Annotated in this window: 15 protein-coding genes; 12 read left to right on the top strand and 3 right to left on the bottom strand. The window is 64.1% G+C overall.

Annotated elements, in window-relative coordinates; translation table 11 throughout:
* Positions 1-1,675 (top strand): YadA family autotransporter adhesin (locus U5A57_RS18965; protein ID WP_321913194.1); only part of this gene is annotated, 1,675 nt, incomplete at its 5' end.
* Between the two features lie 171 nt (positions 1,676-1,846).
* Here U5A57_RS18965 and U5A57_RS18960 read toward each other — a convergent pair.
* Complete coding sequence (locus tag U5A57_RS18960; RefSeq protein ID WP_321913193.1) at positions 1,847-2,704, bottom strand: MurR/RpiR family transcriptional regulator; 858 nt, start codon at positions 2,702-2,704, stop codon at positions 1,847-1,849.
* A 290-nt stretch (positions 2,705-2,994) separates the two neighbouring features.
* Between U5A57_RS18960 and edd the strand changes: the two genes are divergently transcribed.
* From edd to U5A57_RS18940, 4 genes are all read left to right on the top strand, one after another.
* On the top strand, positions 2,995-4,887 hold the full coding sequence (gene edd / locus U5A57_RS18955) for a phosphogluconate dehydratase (RefSeq protein ID WP_321913192.1): 1,893 nt from the start codon (positions 2,995-2,997) through the stop codon (positions 4,885-4,887).
* Between the two features lie 23 nt (positions 4,888-4,910).
* Entirely contained in the window at positions 4,911-5,552 is a 642-nt protein-coding gene (gene eda, locus U5A57_RS18950) for a bifunctional 4-hydroxy-2-oxoglutarate aldolase/2-dehydro-3-deoxy-phosphogluconate aldolase (protein WP_321913191.1), read from the top strand.
* Between the two features lie 314 nt (positions 5,553-5,866).
* A complete protein-coding gene (locus U5A57_RS18945) occupies positions 5,867-7,228 on the top strand; it encodes a GntP family permease (RefSeq protein WP_321913190.1) in 1,362 nt (453 codons plus the stop codon).
* A gap of 14 nt (positions 7,229-7,242) precedes the next feature.
* Positions 7,243-7,752, top strand: a complete 510-nt coding sequence (locus U5A57_RS18940) for a gluconokinase (protein WP_321913189.1) — start codon at positions 7,243-7,245, stop codon at positions 7,750-7,752.
* Positions 7,753-7,821: 69 nt separating this feature from the next.
* Here the strand turns inward: U5A57_RS18940 and purB are convergent, their stop codons facing one another.
* Positions 7,822-9,210 carry an adenylosuccinate lyase gene (gene purB / locus U5A57_RS18935; protein WP_321913188.1) on the bottom strand — a complete coding sequence of 463 codons (1,389 nt, stop codon included), beginning with the start codon at positions 9,208-9,210 and terminating at the stop codon, positions 7,822-7,824.
* 255 nt (positions 9,211-9,465) lie between these two features.
* Here purB and U5A57_RS18930 point away from each other — a divergent pair, with 255 nt between their 5' ends.
* From U5A57_RS18930 to U5A57_RS18900, 7 genes are all read left to right on the top strand, one after another.
* Positions 9,466-11,268 (top strand): tetratricopeptide repeat protein, encoded by a 1,803-nt coding sequence (locus U5A57_RS18930; protein ID WP_321913187.1) that lies wholly within the window; start codon positions 9,466-9,468, stop codon positions 11,266-11,268.
* 99 nt (positions 11,269-11,367) lie between these two features.
* Entirely contained in the window at positions 11,368-12,324 is a 957-nt protein-coding gene (locus U5A57_RS18925; protein ID WP_321913186.1) for a LysR family transcriptional regulator, read from the top strand.
* A 189-nt stretch (positions 12,325-12,513) separates the two neighbouring features.
* A complete protein-coding gene (locus U5A57_RS18920; RefSeq protein WP_321913185.1) occupies positions 12,514-13,800 on the top strand; it encodes a Glu/Leu/Phe/Val dehydrogenase in 1,287 nt (428 codons plus the stop codon).
* Positions 13,801-14,024: 224 nt separating this feature from the next.
* Positions 14,025-14,918, top strand: coding sequence for a glutamate/aspartate ABC transporter substrate-binding protein (locus U5A57_RS18915; RefSeq protein ID WP_158756957.1), 894 nt, complete (start codon positions 14,025-14,027; stop codon positions 14,916-14,918).
* A gap of 89 nt (positions 14,919-15,007) precedes the next feature.
* Positions 15,008-15,748, top strand: coding sequence for an amino acid ABC transporter permease (locus U5A57_RS18910; protein ID WP_321913184.1), 741 nt, complete (start codon positions 15,008-15,010; stop codon positions 15,746-15,748).
* Positions 15,748-16,425 carry a glutamate/aspartate ABC transporter permease GltK gene (gltK, locus tag U5A57_RS18905; protein WP_201694307.1) on the top strand — a complete coding sequence of 226 codons (678 nt, stop codon included), beginning with the start codon at positions 15,748-15,750 and terminating at the stop codon, positions 16,423-16,425. The genes U5A57_RS18910 and gltK overlap by 1 nt, the downstream gene beginning before the upstream one ends.
* Entirely contained in the window at positions 16,422-17,147 is a 726-nt protein-coding gene (locus tag U5A57_RS18900) for an amino acid ABC transporter ATP-binding protein (protein ID WP_254314498.1), read from the top strand. The genes gltK and U5A57_RS18900 overlap by 4 nt, the downstream gene beginning before the upstream one ends.
* Positions 17,148-17,226: 79 nt before the next feature.
* On the opposite strand, the gene U5A57_RS18895 is transcribed toward U5A57_RS18900, so the two are convergent.
* Entirely contained in the window at positions 17,227-18,135 is a 909-nt protein-coding gene (locus tag U5A57_RS18895) for a class II glutamine amidotransferase (protein WP_321913183.1), read from the bottom strand.
* Positions 18,136-18,226 lie beyond the last annotated feature (91 nt).

Raw genomic sequence — 18,226 nt, 5'->3', positions numbered from 1 at the left:
ACTGGGCGCGACGACCGACGCATCGGGCAACATCACGAATGCGTTCGTGGCCTATGACGACACGTCGAAGAGCAAGGTCACGCTGGGTGGTGTGGATTCGGGCACGCCGGTGGCGCTGACGAACGTGGCGAACGGCGCGTTGAGCGCTGCGAGCGTTGATGCAGTGAACGGTTCGCAACTGTACGCACTGGGCGCGACGACCGACGCATCGGGCAACATCACGAACGCGTTCGTGGCCTATGACGACACGTCGAAGAGCAAGGTCACGCTGGGCGGTGCAGGTTCAACCACGCCGGTGGCGCTGACGAACGTGGCGAACGGCGCGTTGAGCGCTGCGAGCGTTGATGCGGTGAACGGTTCGCAACTGTACGCACTGGGCGCGAGGACGGATGCATCGGGCAACCTGCTCAACGCCTTCGTGGCATACGACGACACGTCGATGAACTCGGTCACGTTCGGCGGTTCGGGACATGCGCCAGTTGTGCTGCACAATGTAGCGAACGGTGTGGACTCGAACGACGCGGTGAACGTCGCACAGCTTGAAGCGATGGGCGCGAACATTGATACGTCGGGCAACGTGACGAACGCGTTCGTGGCGTACGACGATACGTCGAAGACTGTGATCACGCTCGGCGGCGTTGGCTCGACCACGCCGGTCGCGATTCACAACCTTGCGGCCGGCGCCGTTTCGGCGAGTAGCACCGACGCCGTGAATGGCGGCCAGCTCTATGGCCTCGCCTCGAGCACGGCCAGCTCCCTTGGCGGTGGTTCGACTGTGAACACGGATGGCTCGATCTCGGCGCCGACGTACAACATCGGCGGCAACACCTACAACAATGTGGGTGGGGCACTCACCAACCTCGACGGCCGTGTGACGAACATCGAGAACACGGTGACCAACATCGCTGGCCAGGTGGCAAACGCCGTCCAGTACGACTCCTCTGCACACGACAAGATCACGCTGGGCGGCACGGGCACCACGACAGCCGTCGCGTTGACCAACGTGGCCAATGGCACGTTGAGCGCCGATAGTCTCGACGCGGTAAACGGTTCGCAGCTGTACGCAACGAACCAGGACGTCGCAAATCTGACCACGCAGATTCAGAACATCAATGTCAACGGTTCTGAGTATCTGTCGACCAACACGACGAGCGGTGCGGCCTCGGCCACAGGCACGAACTCGATCGCGGCGGGCGGCGGTGCGATTGCTTCGGGTGCGAATTCGACGGCGATTGGCGACAAGGCTTCGGCCACGGGCAGCAACTCGGTCGCGCTGGGTGCGAACTCGGTGGCGGACGAGGACAACACCGTGTCCGTGGGCTCGCAAGGCAACGAGCGCCGTATCACCAACGTCGCGAATGGCGTCAACCCGACCGACGCTGCGAACATGGGTCAGCTCCAGAGCGGCTTGAACGCGCTCCAGAGCAACGTCAACTCGGTGGCGCGCACCGCGTACAGCGGCGTAGCGGCGGCAACGGCGCTGACGATGATTCCGGACGTCGATCAGGGCAAGACGATCGCAGTTGGCGTCGGTACGGCCAACTTCCAGGGCTATCAGGCCGTGGCGCTGGGTGCATCGGCTCGTATCACCCAGAACCTCAAGGTGAAGCTCGGCGGTGGTTACGGGTCGAGTGGCGGCGCCACCTTCGGCGGCGGTATGTCGTACCAGTGGTAAGCGTTTGAGGCTCAACCGGTTGCGGAGCGGTATGGCCGCTTCCGGTAAGCCGCGCTTTTCCTGTTGGTCGGCCCCGTAGTTCGGGCCAAAACGCAAGGCGGACCCCTCGGGGTCCGCTTTTTATTTTGTAGCGAAGTCTGCTGCGGGCCGCGCCATATGAGGCGCGAACGCTCAGCCTTTCTCGTCCAACCTTCGCCTCGCGATGATCTCCTTCGCGTCCGCAAGCTTTTCCGCAAGCTCCGGCCCCCGCTGCAGTGCCACGCCCACCGCGAGTATGTCGCCGATCGCGAGATGCGAGGTGCGCGAGGTCATCGGCGAAAAAATGTCGGTGTCCTCATCGACGTTTGCGTGCAGCCCAACGCTCGCGAGGCGCGCAAGCGGCGAGGTGCCGTGGGTGATCGCGATCACCTTCGCGCCGCGATCGAGCGCCGTGCGCGCGGCGTCCACAATGTCTCGCGTGCGCCCGGTGTTCGAGATCGTCACGACCACGTCGCCGGGACCGAGCAGCGCCGCCGACATCAGAAACGTATGTGGATCGGAATACGCGACGCTCGGCATGCCAAGGCGAAAGAACTTGTGCTGCATGTCCTGAGCGGCGATGCCCGAACCGCCCGCGCCATAGAACTCGATACGCGAAGCGCGCGCGAGCAGATTGATGGCGGCGGCGAGCGAGTCGGTCGAAAGGTTGTTGCGCACTTGAACGAGCGCGCCGATCGTCCGATCGAGCACTTTGGCCGCGACACCCGGCACCGGTTCATCCGGGCTCACGTCGCGGTAGACGGCTGGATGCTCCGTCGGCAGGTCTGCGGCGACCGCTTGTGCCAACCGGATCTTGAACTCCCGGAACCCCGAGAATCCGAGCGCGTGGCAAAACCGCGCGATGGTCGGCTGGCTCACGCCCGCGCGCTCGGCGACCTCGGTCATCGAAAGATCGAGCACTTCGCGCGGGGCTTGGACAACGTAGTCGGCGAGCTTGCGCTCCGAAGGACGCAATTGCTCGCGCATGGCTTTCACCTGGGACAGCAGCATCAGGAAACTCGCACTATGCTGAAAGATCCGTGGACTATAGCGGATCGGAGGTTATGTACAAAAACTACAGGATCGCCGTTTGCTTCTTTCCGGGCTGGCTGGTGTCGTTCGCTGTGTGGCCCGCCCATAATGAGACTAGGCGTTCGTTTAATGCTACGTTCCCAGGGTCTTTCCGGGATTGTCGGCTTGTAGTTTTTCTACTAACATCGCGCCATCGCTGATCGGACCGTCGAAAACACGCCCGATCCGGCCCCGAGCGTCCCCGCCGAGACAAGAAGGAAGGAGATTCGATGGTTTCCCCGCATTCTCAGTTGATGAAGGTCACGCAACGCGTGATCGAGCGCAGCAAGCCCACGCGCGAGGCCTATCTGGCGCGCATCGCGGCGGCTCAGGACCGGTTCCCGGCGCGCGGCGCGCTCTCGTGCGCGAATCTCGCGCACGGCTTCGCCGGCCTCGAAGGTCGCGACAAGATCGCGATCAAGTCGATTCGCGAACCGAACATCGGCATCGTCTCGGCGTATAACGAGATGCTCTCGGCGCACGCGCCGTACAAGGATTTCCCCGACATCATCAAGAAGGCGGCGCGCGAAGGCGGCGGCGTCGCGCAGTTCGCGGGCGGCGTGCCGGCGATGTGCGACGGCGTCACGCAGGGCAACGCCGGCATGGAGCTGTCGCTCTTTTCGCGTGAAGTGATCGCGATGAGCACGGCCGTGGCGCTCACGCACAACATGTTCGATGCGGCGCTGTGCCTGGGCGTCTGCGACAAGATCGTGCCGGGCCTTCTGATCGGCGCGCTGCAATTCGGCCATTTGCCCACGATTTTCGTGCCCGCCGGTCCGATGACGAGCGGCATCACGAACGACGACAAGGCCAAGGTGCGCCAGCAGTTCGCCACGGGTCAGTGCGATCGCGCGGCGCTGCTCGAATCGGAGGCGGCCGCCTATCACGGCCACGGCACCTGCACGTTCTACGGCACGGCCAACAGCAACCAGATGCTCATGGAGATCATGGGCCTGCATCTGCCGGGCTCGGCCTTCATCCACCCGCATACGCCGCTGCGCGACGAACTGACCGCCGCCGCGGCTCGCCGCGTGCTCGAACTCACCGTCGAGCGCGGCAACTACACGCCTATCGGCCATGTGGTCGACGAAAAGGCCGTGATCAACGGCATCGTCGCGCTGATGGCAACGGGCGGCTCGACCAATCACACGCTGCACCTCGTGGCGATGGCGCGCGCGGCGGGCATCATCATCGACTGGAACGACTTCGACGTGCTGTCGGACGCCGTGCCGCTGCTCGCGCGCGTGTATCCGAACGGTAAGGCCGACGTGAACCACTTCCACGCGGCGGGCGGCATTGCGTTCCTCGTGCGCGAACTGCTCGACGGCGGCCTGCTGCACGAGGACGTGAATACCGTCGCGGGCCGTGGCCTGCGTCACTACACCGAGGAGCCGAAGCTCATCGACGGCAAGCTCACGTGGGTGCCGGCTGTCGAGAAGAGCGCCGACGAGTCCGTTCTGCGTCCGCTTCCGACGCCGTTCCAGCCGGACGGCGGCTTGCGCCTGATGCAGGGGCGTCTGGGCCGCGGCGTCATCAAGGTTTCCGCTGTCGCGCCGGAGCGCCGCAAGGTGCGCGCTCCCGCCATCGTGTTCGATTCGCAGGAGGCCGTGCAGGAAGCGTTCGACCGCGGCGAACTCGAGCGCGATTTCGTGGCCGTCGTGCGCTTCCAGGGCGCGCGCGCCAACGGCATGCCGGAACTGCACCGCCTCACGCCGCTGCTCGGCGTGCTGCAGGACAAGGGCTTTCACGTGGCGCTCGTGACCGACGGGCGTATGTCGGGTGCATCGGGCAAGGTGCCCGCCGTGATCCACGTTTCGCCGGAAACGCTGCTGCACGGCCCGATCGGCAAGGTGCGCGACGGCGATACGATCGTGATTGACGCGGTGGAAGGCGTGCTCGACATCGAAGTGGAGGATGCCGAGTGGGACGCGCGCCCGGTCGCGCAGCCCGCGCATCAGGAACTCAACGAAGTGGGCTTTGGCCGCGAGCTGTTCGGCGTGTTCCGCGCCACTGCCGCGCCTGCTGAACTGGGCGCGACGGTGTTCGGTCCGCTCGTGGGCGAGCAGGCCGAACCCGCAGCCGCCGCTGCGGCCGCCCATGCGCCGGCACACGCCGCGAACTGAATTCATCATCAAGGAGCCTGAACATGGCAAGTAACACAGTCGCCGATATCGTCCGCCTGGGTCCCGTCATCCCGGTGCTCGCATTCGACACGCCGGAGCAGGGCGAGCACGTTTCCCGCGCGCTCCACGCGGGCGGCGTGAAGGTGCTGGAAATCACGCTGCGCACGAAGGCCGGCCTCGAAGCCATCGAGCGCGCCGCGAAGATCGCGCCGGACATCGTCGTGGGCGTGGGCACGATCACGAAGCCGGAGCACTGCGCGCTCGCGAAGAAAGCCGGCGCACAGTTCGGTGTTTCGCCGGGCCTCACGCGCGAGATCCATCAGGCTTCGCTCGACGCGGGTCTGCCGCTGCTGCCGGGTGTGATGACGCCGACCGACATCATCGTCGCGATGGAACTGGGCTACGAGATCGTCAAGTTCTTCCCGGCGGTTCCTGCCGGCGGCCTGAACATGCTGCAAGCGTTCCACGGCCCGTTCCCGACGCTCAAGTTCTGCCCGACGGGCGGCATCAGCGCCGAATCGGCTCCGACTTTCCTTGCGCTGCCCAACGTGGTGTGCGTGGGCGGTTCGTGGCTCACGCCGAAGGTGGCGATCGCCGCGCAGAACTGGGACGAAGTCACGCGCCTGGCGCACGCCGCGAGCGAGCTTTCGCGCCCGGTGCGATAAACGCGCGCTTCTGCTTGACGCACGCGCCGTATGTTGCGGCGCAACGATGACTGGAATGCCGCACCCCCCGCGTGTACGAGGGGTGTGCAACGAGCCGCGCAAACGGCGCCTTTCAGGCGCACGCTTTGCGCGGCTCGCTCGTCTTTCAAGCACGCCACACCAAAAGTCGTTATAAGCTCTACAATCGCCGGCCCGGCGACGGCCGGCCCCCTTTCGCCCTGCGTCTGGTTCGACGTGTGCGCGGCCGCAACGCGCAAACACGTGGTGCCGGACAGGCTGAAAGGACTTCGAACAACTACCTGGAGAAGAGCCTCATGGGAGTGGCCCACGGCAGTTCGCTGCTGATCTACGCGCTCGTCGCGATTGCCGCGCTGATCTTCATGATCACGCGGTTGAAGGTTTATCCGTTTCTCGTCCTGATCATCGTTTCGCTGCTGCTCGGTCTCGCCGTCGGCATGCCGATGGATCAAATCGTCAAGTCGTTCGAGACCGGCAACGGCAACACGCTTGGCCACATTGCCATCGTGGTGGGCCTTGGCACCATGCTGGGCAAGATGATGGCGGAATCGGGCGGCGCCGAGCGCATCGCCACGACGCTCATTCGCTGGTTTGGCGAGAAGAACATCCACTGGGCGATGATGTTCGTCGCGATCATCGTCGGCCTGCCGGTGTTCTTCGAAGTCGGCTTCGTGCTGCTCATTCCGATCGCGTTCAACGTCGCCAAGCGCACGGGCAAGTCGCTGCTGCTGATCGGCTTGCCGATGGTGGCGGGGCTCTCGGTCGTGCACGGCCTGATTCCGCCGCACCCGGCCGCGCTGCTGGCCGTGCAGGCGTATCACGCCGACATCGGCCGGACCATCGCTTACGGTCTGATCGTGGGCGTGCCCACGGCGATCATCGCCGGGCCGCTTTTCGCGCTCTTCATTCACCGCTTTATCAAGCTGCCGGAAAGCAACCCGCTCTCCGAGCAGTTCGTGAGCAAAGCCGACCCCAAGCCCGATAGCGAGCTGCCGGGCTTTGGCATCACGCTCTTCACGATCCTGCTGCCGGTGATCCTCATGCTGGTTGGCAGCTGGGCCGATCTCGTGTTCACGCCCAAGACGTTGCCAAACAATCTGTTGCACTTTATCGGCACCTCCGACGTCGCGCTGCTGATCGCCGTGCTGGTAAGCTTCTGGACCTTCGGCGCGCAACGCGGCTTCACGCGCGAGCAGATCCAGAAGTTCTGCGGCGACTGCCTCGCGCCGATCGCGGGCATCACGCTGATCGTGGGCGCGGGCGGCGGCTTTGGCCGCGTGCTGATGGACAGCGGCGTGTCGAAGCAGATCGTCGAGCTGGCGCAGAACGAACATCTGTCGCCGCTTTTGCTCGGCTGGCTCGTCGCCGCGCTGATCCGTCTCGCAACGGGCTCGGCCACGGTCGCCATGACCACGGCCTGCGGCATCGTCGCGCCGATCGCATCGGCCAGCGCCATGACGGTGAAGCCGGAACTGCTCGTGCTTGCCACCGGCTCGGGTTCGCTGATCTTCTCGCACGTCAACGACGGCGGATTCTGGCTGATCAAGGAATATTTCGGCATGACCGTGGGTCAGACGTTCAAGACCTGGTCGTTGCTCGAAACCATTATTTCGCTGCTGGGGCTGGGCCTCACGTTCGTCCTGGCGGCGGTGTTGTGAAACTGGAGCAGTAAATGATTCTGATAGCGATGGGCGTGTCGGGCGCGGGCAAGACACGCATCGGCGAATTGCTCGCCGAGCGCCTCAAGTGCACCTTCACGGATGGCGACGCCTTCCACAGCGAAGCCAACAAGAAGAAAATGCACGACGGCATTCCCCTCACCGACGAAGACCGCTGGCCGTGGCTGCGCACGATTCGCGCGGCGATCGAGGAGAAGCAGCGCGCCCACGAAACGGCCGTGTTCACCTGCTCGTCGCTCAAGCGTTCGTATCGCGACATCCTGCGCGGCAACGATCGCGACGTGTGCTTCGTCTACCTGAAGGGCTCGTTCGAAGTGCTGCACGAGCGCCTCGCCTCGCGCACCGGCCACTTTTTCGACCCGTCGCTGCTGCAAAGCCAGCTCGATACGCTCGAAGCGCCCAGCGCCGACGAGGCGATCGAGGTGAGCATCGAGCTCACGCCGGAGCAGATCGTCGACGAAGTGATGAAGCAGATGGAAACGCGCCGCAATCAGGCCTCCTGAAATCGCGGCGGTAAACGAAAAAGCGCTCGATTCAATCGAGCGCTTTTTTTGGGCCTTGCGGGGTTGCGATTACGAAATCCGCTTCGCCAGTTCCACTGCCTTGCCGACGTACGACGCGGGCGTCATCTCGAGCAGACGCTGCTTCGCGTCTTCAGGAATCGCGAGACCGCTGACGAACGTCTGCAGCGCTTCGCGCGTGATGCCCTTGCCACGCGTGAGTTCCTTCAGCTGCTCGTACGGATTCTCGATGCCGTAGCGGCGCATCACGGTTTGCACCGGCTCGGCCAGCACTTCCCACGTGGCGTCGAGGTCGTCGTTCAGGCGCTGCGGGTTCACTTCGAGCTTGTCGAGACCGCGGATCAGCGCGTCGTACGACAGCAGCGAGTAGCCGAACGCCACGCCGATATTGCGCAGCACCGTCGAGTCGGTGAGGTCGCGCTGCCAGCGCGAAACGGGCAGCTTGTCGGCGAGGTGGCGCAGCGTCGCGTTCGCGAGGCCGAGGTTGCCTTCCGAGTTTTCGAAGTCGATCGGGTTGACCTTGTGCGGCATGGTCGACGAGCCGATTTCGCCGGCCTTCGTCTTCTGCTTGAAGTAGCCGAGCGAGATGTAGCCCCACACGTCGCGGTCGAGGTCGAGCAGGATCGTGTTCGCGCGCGCGACGGCGTCGAACAGTTCCGCCATGTAGTCGTGCGGCTCGATCTGGATCGTGTACGGGTTGAACGTGAGCTTCAGGCGCTGTTCGACGACTTCCTTCGAGAACGCTTCCCAGTCGAATTCCGGATACGCCGAGAGGTGCGCGTTGAAGTTGCCGACCGCGCCGTTCATCTTGCCGAGCAGTTCGACCTTCTCGATGCGCTGGATCGCGCGAGCCAGACGCGCGGCGACGTTGGCGATTTCCTTGCCGAGCGTCGTGGGGCTGGCCGGCTGGCCGTGCGTGCGCGAGAGCATCGGCTGCGCGGCATGCGTGTGCGCGAGCGTGACGAGGCGTTGATGCACCGAGCGCAGCGCCGGCAGGATCACGTGCTCGCGGGCGCCCGCGAGCATCAGACCGTGCGACGTGTTGTTGATGTCTTCCGAGGTGCAGGCGAAGTGGATGAACTCGCTTGCGCGCTCCAGTTCCGGCTGGCCCTTCACCGACTCCTTGAGCCAGTACTCCACGGCCTTCACGTCGTGGTTCGTCACGCGCTCGATGTCCTTGATGCGCGCGGCGTCGTGCGCCGTGAAGTTCTCGGCGAGCTTGAGCAGGAACTGCTCCGACGCTTGCGAGAAGCGCGGCACTTCAGCGAAGCCGGCTTGCGACAGCGCGATCAGCCAGTGAATTTCCACCGTCACGCGGTTGCGCATGAAGGCGGCTTCCGAGAGCCAGTCGCGCAGCGCTTCGGTTTTCGAGGCGTAGCGGCCGTCGAGCGGGGAGAGCGCGTTGAGCGCGAAGAGGGTATCGGGACGAGTGTCGGACATGATGGGGACGTAACGTGGCGCGTTACGCTCAGTTGGCAGTCGGTTGCAGTCAGATTCGAGACGGCGTGAACCCAAGATTTTATCACCTTGCCGACAGGGGCCGACGCCGGCGCTGTCAGCGGCAGCCGAGCGGTGGGATGCGATGTTCCCCTGAGGCCTGATGTCGCGCCCGCCAGTTAACGGGAATTGGAGTTTTGAGACGGTTATAGAGTGCGTTCACATCAAAAGTTTGCGCTTAATCAAATATTTGCCGCCATGACCACCGATGCCCCCACTCTCTCTTCCGACGAGGCCGCTGTGCTGATCGAAGCCGGTCTTGCTTGCCACCGCGCGGGCCGGATCGACGACGCCCATGCCCACTATCAGTCCGCGCTCGCGGCGCATCCCGAACACTCCGGTGCACTGCACTACCTGGGCGTGATTGCGCTCGGCCGCGACCAGCTGAAGGAAGCCGCGGCACTGATCGACCGCGCGCTCACGACGGCGCCCGACAATGCCGAATATCTTGCCAACCGCGGCGTGGTCGCGACCCGCCTGGGCGACCACGCGGGCGCCGCCGCCTGGCAGCGCAAGGCGCTCGCGCTCGCACCCGAATTTGCGAACGCACACAACAATCTCGGCAATGCGTTGATGGAGCTCGGCGATATCGCGGGCGCCTCGCAGCACTATCGGCGTGCGCGTGCGCTGGCGCCGCAATCCGCACACTTCGCGTTCAATCTCGGCCGCGCACTGGAGGCCGAAGGCGCAAAAGACGCAGCACTTGCGGAGTTCCGCGCCGCCGCGGCGCTCGATCCCCGTGATCTGAAAGCGCTGATCCACATGGGCCGGCTGCTGCGCGCTAAAGAGAAGCACGCCGAAGCGGCCACCTGCTTCGAAGCCGTGATCGCGCGCGAGCCTGACAACGTACTCGCGCTTTTCGAACTCGGCTATGCCTACGACGCGATGCATCGCTATGAAGAGGCGATTCCGCTTTACCGGCGTGCCGCGCAGCTCAAGCCCGATGGCGCGGGCATCATCAACAATCTGGCATTCGCGCTGACTGCGCTCGCGCGCTACGACGAAGCGGAGATCGACTATCGGCGCGCACTCGAACTGAACCCGGACCTGCCTGAATCGGGTTTTCAGCTCGGCATGCTGATGCTGCGGCGCGAAGACTACACCGGCGGCTGGCCGCTCTTCGAGAACCGCAAGCTCACCTCGACCGCCAAGGCCAACTACCGCAAGCCGCCGTGCCCCGAGTGGCAGGGCGAGCCGCTCGCTGGCAAGCGCTTGCTGATCTGCCGTGAGCAGGGTGTGGGCGATCAGATCCAGTTCGTGCGCTATGCGGGCCTGCTGGCGCAGATGGGCGCGCAGGTTCACGCGTGGGTCGCGCCGGAACTGGCGTCGCTCGCGGCGACGGTGCCGGGTGTCGCGCGCGTGCTCGACGCCGCGCCGAGCGACGAAGTCATCGCCTCGGAATACGACTTCTGGTGCGACGTGATGAGCCTGCCGCTGAAGTTTCGCGGCCGGCCGATTTACGCCGACACCCCCTATATGCACGCCGATATCGTGCAGGCCGCCGCCTGGCACGCACGCGTGAACGCGCTGGCCGGCGCCGCGCGTCGCCGCATCGGGCTCGTCTGGGCGGGTAATCCGCGCCACCATTTCGACGCTTTCCGTTCTGTGCCGCTCAAGTCGCTTCTGCCGCTCTCCGCACTCCCTGGCAACGCCTGGTTTGCGATCCAGAAGGGCCCGGGGGCCGCGCAGCTCGCACCGGTCGCGGGCCGCTGGCCGATGGACGCGCTCGGCGACGAGTTGCACGACTTCGCGGCCACGGCGGCGCTCATCGAGGCGCTCGACCTCGTCATCACGGTCGATACGTCGGTCGCGCACCTCGCCGGCGCGCTCGGCAAGCCGGTGTGGGTGCTGCTCGCCGCGCAGCCCGACTGGCGCTGGGGCAAGGATCGCGCGGACTCGGTCTGGTATCCCTCGGCGCGCGTGTTTCGCCAGTCCACGCTCGGCGACTGGAGCGGCGTGGTCGCCGAACTGGAAACCTCGCTCACCGAGCTGCCCCGCTAATGGCATCTGGCCGGCGCGGCGCGATATTCGCCGCGCCGGCGCCCAGGCAAGCGCCCGCAGGCCTAGAATGCGGACTTCTCATCCGCTCGCTGGCCCCGCATGGAACTCAAATGGCTCGAAGACTTCGTTTCGCTCGCGGAGACGCATAGTTTCAGCCGCTCGGCCGAGCTGCGCCACGTGACGCAGCCGGCTTTCTCGCGCCGTATCCAGGCGCTCGAAGCGTGGCTGGGCACCGAGCTGATCGATCGTTCGGTTTATCCGACGCGCCTCACGGCGGCGGGCCAGGTGTTCTACGAGCAGGCGCTCGCGATGCTTTCCCAGTTTCACGAGGCGCGTACCCTGTTGCGCGGCCACACGGCCACGCCCGCCGCGACGATCGAGTTCGCGGTGCCGCACACGCTTTCGCTCACGTACTTTCCGCGCTGGCTGCAGCGCATCGAAGCGAAGCTCGGCCGCATCCACACGCGGCTGCGCGCGCTGAACGTGCACGACGCCGTGCTGTCGCTCGTGGAGGGCGGCTGCGACCTCGTGATGGGCTATCACCACCCGAGCCATCCCGTGACGCTCGACCCCGCGCGCTACGACACGCTAACGCTCGGCATCGAGTCGATCAGCCCGTACTCGGCGGCGCAACGCGCGGGGCGCGCGCGTTATACGCTGCCCGGCACGCCCGATGCGCCCGCGCCGTATCTCTCCTACACGCCGAACGCGTATCTCGGCCGCATGACCGAGGTGATCGTTGCCAACGCTCCGGCGCGGCTCTATCTGGACCGCGTGTACGAAACCGACATGGCAGAAGGGCTCAAGGCGATGACGCTCGCGGGTCACGGCATCGCCTTTCTGCCGCACAGCGCAGTGGAAGACGCCGTAGCCCAGGGGGAACTGATCCGCCTCGACCGGGGCACGCGCGGCGTGCCGGAGGGCCAGTTCACGCTCGACATGGAGATCCGCCTCTATCGCGACAAGTTCGCGACGCAAGGTGACGACGCACGCCAGGCGCTCGTGCGTGAATTGTGGGAGGCGGTGAGCGAGGAGCTCGCGCAGGGCAAGCGCTGACACAGCATCGGCCCGGCGCGCAAACAGTCAGGCTATTTCAACCTGTAAGGCTTGCAATACGAAGCCCGCGACACGTTTTTACGACTTCGGGGACGTTATGCACGAAAAGCATAACGGGATGATCAAACGGCATTGGATTTCACGTGGGCGTTTTCTGACAATGGCACCACTTGTTCGATCGGAGCGTTCATGTCATCCCAACTGCAGTCGGTTCCTTCCTATCTCCACGCCGATGATCTCGGCCCCTGGGGCAACTATCTTCGTCAGGTCGACCGCGTGGCGCCGTATCTCGGCTCGCTTTCGCGCTGGCTCGAAACGCTCAAGCGTCCGAAGCGTATCCTGATCGTCGATTGCCCGATCGAACTCGACAACGGCACCGTTGCGCACTTCGAAGGCTATCGTGTCCAGCACAACGTTTCGCGTGGTCCTGGCAAGGGCGGCGTGCGTTATCACCAGGACGTTACGCTCTCCGAAGTGATGGCGCTTTCCGCGTGGATGTCGGTGAAGAACGCTGCAGTGAACGTGCCGTACGGCGGTGCGAAGGGCGGTATCCGCGTCGACCCGCGCACGCTTTCGCGTGGTGAGCTCGAGCGCGTCACGCGCCGCTACACCAGCGAAATCGGCATCATCATCGGGCCGAACACCGACATTCCCGCGCCGGACGTCAACACGAACGAGCAGATCATGGCGTGGATGATGGACACCTACTCGATGAACCAGGGCCAGACGGCCACGGGCGTCGTGACGGGCAAGCCCATCTCGCTCGGCGGCTCGCTCGGCCGCCGCGAAGCCACGGGCCGCGGCGTGTTCGTCGTCGGTTGCGAGGCGGCGCGCCGCACGGGTCTGTCGATCGAGGGCGCACGCATTGCCGTGCAGGGCTTCGGCAACGTGGGCGGCATTGCTGCCCGCCTGTACCAGGAAGCCGGCGCGAAGATCGTCGCCGTGCAGGACCACACCGGTTCGCTCTACAAGTCGAGCGGCATGAACGCGGAAGCCCTGCTCGAGCACGTCGCGAAGACGGGCGGCGTGGCGGGTTTCGCCGGCGCCGAAGTCATGCCGAACGACGAATTCTGGACCGTCGAAACCGACATCCTCATTCCGGCCGCGCTGGAAAACCAGATCACCGAGAAGAACGCCGGCAAGATCCGCACGAAGATCATCGTGGAAGGCGCGAACGGCCCGACCACGACGGCAGCCGACGACATCCTGCACGACAAGGGCGTGCTCGTGATCCCCGACGTCGTGGCGAACGCGGGCGGCGTGACGGTTTCGTACTTCGAGTGGGTGCAGGACTTCTCGAGCTTCTTCTGGACCGAGAACGAGATTAATGAACGTCTCGAACGCGTGATGCGCGAAGCATTCACGGCGGTCTGGCAGGTCTCGAGCGAGCAGAAGGTCTCGATGCGTACTGCGGCGTTCATCGTTGCATGTAAACGCATCCTGATGGCGCGCGAAATGCGCGGCCTGTACCCCTGATCGCACGCCCGGCGCGCTCGCGCCGCAAGGTGACGGAACCATGACGGCGCAGTGACCGGGCAGTGACACGTTTTTGCGCTGCACATCAAGGCGCATAGAAGGCGGATGTTCTCCACAAGGGAGCGTCCGCCTTCGCACATCCAGCGTTGCGCCAGGGTCACCCTTTATTCTTTCAGAATAATTACTTTGCTAAACTGACGGCGGTTCTTGTACCGGAGAAAACAATGCAAATCAAAAAGACCGCCTCTCTGCTCGCACTCCTTGGTTTCGTCGCCACCAGCGCTTTCGCGCAGGACGCGGGCACGCTCAAGAAGATCAAGGACACGGGCGTCATCTCGCTGGGGCACCGCGAATCGTCCATTCCTTTTTCGTACTACGATGACAAGCAGAATGTGATCGGCTACTCGCAAGACTACGCGATGAAAATCGTCGAGGCGGTCAAGCAGAAGCTGAACATGCCGAACCTGAAGGTCAAGATGGTGCCCATCACGTCGCAGAACCGTATTCCGCTCGTGCAGAACGGCACGGTGGACATCGAATGCGGCTCGACCACGAACAACGCCGAGCGTCAGCAGCAGGCCGCCTTCACGAACACGATCTTCGTGATCGGCACGCGCCTCATGACGAAGAAGGATTCGGGCATCAAGGACTTCGCCGACCTCAAGGGCAAGACCGTCGTGACGACGGCTGGCACGACGTCCGAGCGGCTCCTGCGCAAGATGAACCAGGACAAGAGCATGGGCATGAACATCATCAGCGCGAAGGACCACGGCGAGTCGTTCATGACGCTCTCCACGGGCCGTGCCGTGGCGTTCATGATGGACGATGCGCTGCTCGCGGGCGAGCGCGCCAAGTCGAACAATCCGGGCGACTTCGTGATCGTCGGTCAGCCGCAATCGCGTGAAGCGTACGGCTGCATGATGCGCAAGAACGATCCTGAGTTCAAGAAGGTCGCCGACGACGCCATCGCCAAGGTCCAGACCTCGGGCGAAGGCGACACGATCTACAAGAAGTGGTTTGAATCGCCGATTCCGCCGAAGGGTCTTAACCTGAACTTCCCGATGAGCGACGACATGAAAGCGCTGTTCAAGAATCCGAACGACAAGGCGATCGATTAATACGGCCTTGGCCGTTCGACCCGCATTTAGCGTTTAGCACGGAACGGAAGAAGCGCCGCTTCTTCCGTTCTTTTTCTTGGAGTCTCTTGATGTCCTATCACTGGAACTGGGGCATTCTGCTCAGCCCGGTCTCGACGGGCGAACCCACCACGTATCTTGGCTGGATCCTCTCCGGCTTCTGGGTGACGATCTCGGTGTCGCTGTGCGCGTGGGTGATCGCGCTCATCGTCGGATCGTTCTTCGGCGTGTTGCGCACGGTGCCGAACAAGTTTCTCGCAGGCGTCGGCACGGTGTACGTGGCGATCTTCCGCAATATTCCGCTCATCGCGCAGTTCTTCATCTGGTACTTCGTACTGCCGGAAATCGTGCCGCAATCGCTCGGCAATGCGTTCAAGCAGTCACCACCGGGCGTGCAGTTCTTCACGGCTTCGGTCGTGTGTCTCGGGCTCTTTACCGCGGCGCGCGTGTGCGAGCAGGTGCGCTCGGGCATCAACGCGCTGCCGCGCGGCCAGCGCGCGGCCGGCCTCGCAATGGGCTTCACGCAGTGGCAGACGTACCGCTATGTGCTGCTGCCGGTTGCGTACCGCATCATCGTGCCGCCGCTCACTTCCGAGTTCCTCAACATCTTCAAGAACTCTGCGGTCGCCTCGACGATCGGCCTGCTCGATCTGTCGGCCCAGGCGCGTCAGCTCGTCGATTACACGGCGCAGACCTATGAGTCGTTCATCGCAGTCACGCTCGCTTACGTGCTCATTAACCTCGTCGTCATGGCGCTCATGCGCTGGGTCGAGGCGAAGGCGCGTCTGCCCGGCTACATCGGAGGCAAGTAATGCATCACTTCGACTGGAGCGGCATTCCGGGCGCGCTGCCCACGCTGTGGACGGGCGCGATCATCACGTTCAAGATCACGCTGTGCGCAATCGTGGTCGGCATTCTGTGGGGCACGCTGCTCGCGCTCATGCGGCTTTCCAGCGTGAAGCCGCTCGAATGGTTCGCCAAGGGCTACGTCACGGTCTTCCGCTCGATCCCGCTCGTGATGGTCCTGCTGTGGTTCTTCCTGATCGTGCCGCAGGTGCTGCAAAATGTGCTGGGTCTCTCGCCCGACATCGACATTCGCCTTGCTTCCGCGATGATCGCGTTTTCGCTCTTCGAAGCCGCGTATTATTCGGAGATCATTCGCGCGGGCATTCAGGCGGTGCCGCGCGGGCAGGTGAACGCGTCCTTCGCGCTCGGCATGCGCTACGGCCAGGCCATGCAGTACGTGGTGCTGCCGCAGGCGTTCCGCGCGATGGTGCCGCTCTTGCTCACGCAGGCCATCGTGCTGTTTCAGGACACCTCGCTCGTGTACGTGATCAGCCTCGCCGACTTCTTCCGCACGGCCACCAATGTCGGCGACCGTGACGGGACGATGGTCGAGATGGTACTGTTCGCGGGCGCGTGTTATTTCGTGATTTGCGTGATCGCGTCGAGCCTTGTGAAAGGTCTTCAGAAAAAGGTCGCAAGATGATTTCAATTAAGAACGTTTCGAAGTGGTACGGCCAGTTCCAGGTGCTGACCGACTGCACGACGGAAGTGAAGAAGGGTGAGGTGGTGGTGGTGTGCGGGCCCTCGGGCTCGGGCAAGTCCACGCTCATCAAGACCGTCAACGGGCTCGAACCGTTCCAGCAGGGCGAGATCCTCGTGAACGGCGAGTCGGTTGGCGACAAGCGCACCAATCTCTCGAAGCTGCGCTCGAAGGTGGGCATGGTGTTTCAGCACTTCGAGCTGTTCCCGCATCTGTCGATTACCGAGAATCTCACGCTCGCGCAGATCAAGGTGCTCGGCCGCGGCAAGGACGAGGCTACGCAAAAGGGCCTCAAACTGCTCGACCGTGTGGGCCTGCGCGCGCATGCCGACAAATTCCCGGGCCAGCTCTCGGGCGGTCAGCAGCAGCGTGTGGCGATTGCGCGCGCGTTGTCGATGGACCCCATCGCCATGCTGTTCGACGAGCCGACCTCGGCGCTCGACCCCGAGATGATCAACGAGGTGCTCGACGTGATGGTGGAGCTTGCGCAGGAAGGCATGACCATGATGTGCGTGACGCACGAAATGGGCTTTGCCAAGAAGGTCGCGCACCGCGTGATCTTCATGGACCAGGGCGCCATCGTGGAGGACGATCAGAAGGAAGCCTTCTTTGCGAGCCCGAAGTCGGACCGCGCGAAGGACTTTCTGGCGAAGATCCTCCACTGAGATTGCGGGGTCGCCCGCTTGCAGAAAGCAAAAAGCCGCGCTCGATGCGCGGCTTTTTTCGTTTCGGGCGTCACCCGGCTTACTCGCCCCAGGTTTGCAGTGCGGCCACGGCTTCCGCGTCGATCTCGCCCGGCTGCGCGACGCACGGCGAACTGGCCGAGGCGTCGAGCGAAGGGTTGGCGAGCTTGTCGAGCACCCTCTGCGGCACCGGCACGCTCGTTTGGGCGATTACGTCGCCGTGCTGGAACATCAGCAGGTCGCCGGGGGCGAAGCGTGTCCAGACCTCGTTGTCGGTGAGCGGCGCGGTGGCGATCACGGCCACGCGGTCTTCTGGCGTCGTGTACTTGGCGAAGTCGATGGAGACGTCGGCATCGACGAGATGCGCGGTCGAAAACGGCCAGCGCCGCACGAGATAGTAGAGATGCGTCGAGCAATGCGCGAACAGGGCCTGGCCGTTCGACATCAGAAAGTTGAAGACGCCGAACTGCGTAACCTCGCGCGTGAGCGACTCCAGCGCGGCGAACAGTTCGTCGAGCGGCGGCTGCGCGCCCGGGAACGCCTTGCGCAGGCCTTGTAGCAGCACGCAGAACGCGCGCTCGCTATCGGTCGTGCCCACTGGCTGATACACGCCCGACATCACCGGATTGAAGTCCTGCAGGTCGCCGTTGTGCGCGAAGATCCAGTGCCGGCCCCACAGCTCGCGCTGGAACGGATGACTGTTCTCGAGCGCGCAGCTGCCTTGTGTGGCCTTGCGGATATGGGCGATGGTGTTGCGCGACTTGATGGGGTAGTGCTTGACCATCTCGGCGATCGGTGAGCGCGCCGAAGCCTCGTTGTCGATGAAGAGGCGGCAGGCCTTGTCCTCGAAGAACGCGATACCCCAGCCGTCGGCGTGGTGATCGGTGGCGCCGCCGCGCGCCGCGAATCCTGTGAAGGAGAACGTGACGTCCGTCGGCGCGGCGCAATTCATTCCGAGAAGTTGGCACATGGTGCTGATGGTGCGTAATGCGACTGAGACGGCCGGGACGACTGAGGCGGTGGCTGCAGTGCCAGGCGGGACCCGCCGTCGACCCGTTACA

Origin of the sequence: Paraburkholderia sp. J11-2 (genome assembly GCF_905220185.1) — a bacterium.
Classification (GTDB): domain Bacteria; phylum Pseudomonadota; class Gammaproteobacteria; order Burkholderiales; family Burkholderiaceae; genus Paraburkholderia.
The sequence above is the reverse complement of the archived record's forward strand: the minus strand, read 5'-3'. Positions and strand labels throughout refer to the sequence as shown.

Bases quoted from the DNA above. Each gene is read 5' to 3' on its own strand.
- U5A57_RS18900 (WP_254314498.1), top strand. From the start codon at position 16,422: ATGATTTCAATTAAGAACGTTTCGAAGTGGTACGGCCAGTTCCAGGTG.
- U5A57_RS18930 (WP_321913187.1), top strand. From the start codon at position 9,466: ATGACCACCGATGCCCCCACTCTCTCTTCCGACGAGGCCGCTGTGCTG.
- U5A57_RS18925 (WP_321913186.1), top strand. From the start codon at position 11,368: ATGGAACTCAAATGGCTCGAAGACTTCGTTTCGCTCGCGGAGACGCAT.
- edd (WP_321913192.1), top strand. From the start codon at position 2,995: ATGGTTTCCCCGCATTCTCAGTTGATGAAGGTCACGCAACGCGTGATC.
- U5A57_RS18945 (WP_321913190.1), top strand. From the start codon at position 5,867: ATGGGAGTGGCCCACGGCAGTTCGCTGCTGATCTACGCGCTCGTCGCG.
- U5A57_RS18915 (WP_158756957.1), top strand. From the start codon at position 14,025: ATGCAAATCAAAAAGACCGCCTCTCTGCTCGCACTCCTTGGTTTCGTC.
- eda (WP_321913191.1), top strand. From the start codon at position 4,911: ATGGCAAGTAACACAGTCGCCGATATCGTCCGCCTGGGTCCCGTCATC.
- U5A57_RS18920 (WP_321913185.1), top strand. From the start codon at position 12,514: ATGTCATCCCAACTGCAGTCGGTTCCTTCCTATCTCCACGCCGATGAT.
- U5A57_RS18940 (WP_321913189.1), top strand. From the start codon at position 7,243: ATGATTCTGATAGCGATGGGCGTGTCGGGCGCGGGCAAGACACGCATC.
- U5A57_RS18895 (WP_321913183.1), bottom strand. From the start codon at position 18,135: ATGTGCCAACTTCTCGGAATGAATTGCGCCGCGCCGACGGACGTCACG.
- U5A57_RS18910 (WP_321913184.1), top strand. From the start codon at position 15,008: ATGTCCTATCACTGGAACTGGGGCATTCTGCTCAGCCCGGTCTCGACG.
- gltK (WP_201694307.1), top strand. From the start codon at position 15,748: ATGCATCACTTCGACTGGAGCGGCATTCCGGGCGCGCTGCCCACGCTG.
- U5A57_RS18960 (WP_321913193.1), bottom strand. From the start codon at position 2,704: ATGCTGCTGTCCCAGGTGAAAGCCATGCGCGAGCAATTGCGTCCTTCG.
- purB (WP_321913188.1), bottom strand. From the start codon at position 9,210: ATGTCCGACACTCGTCCCGATACCCTCTTCGCGCTCAACGCGCTCTCC.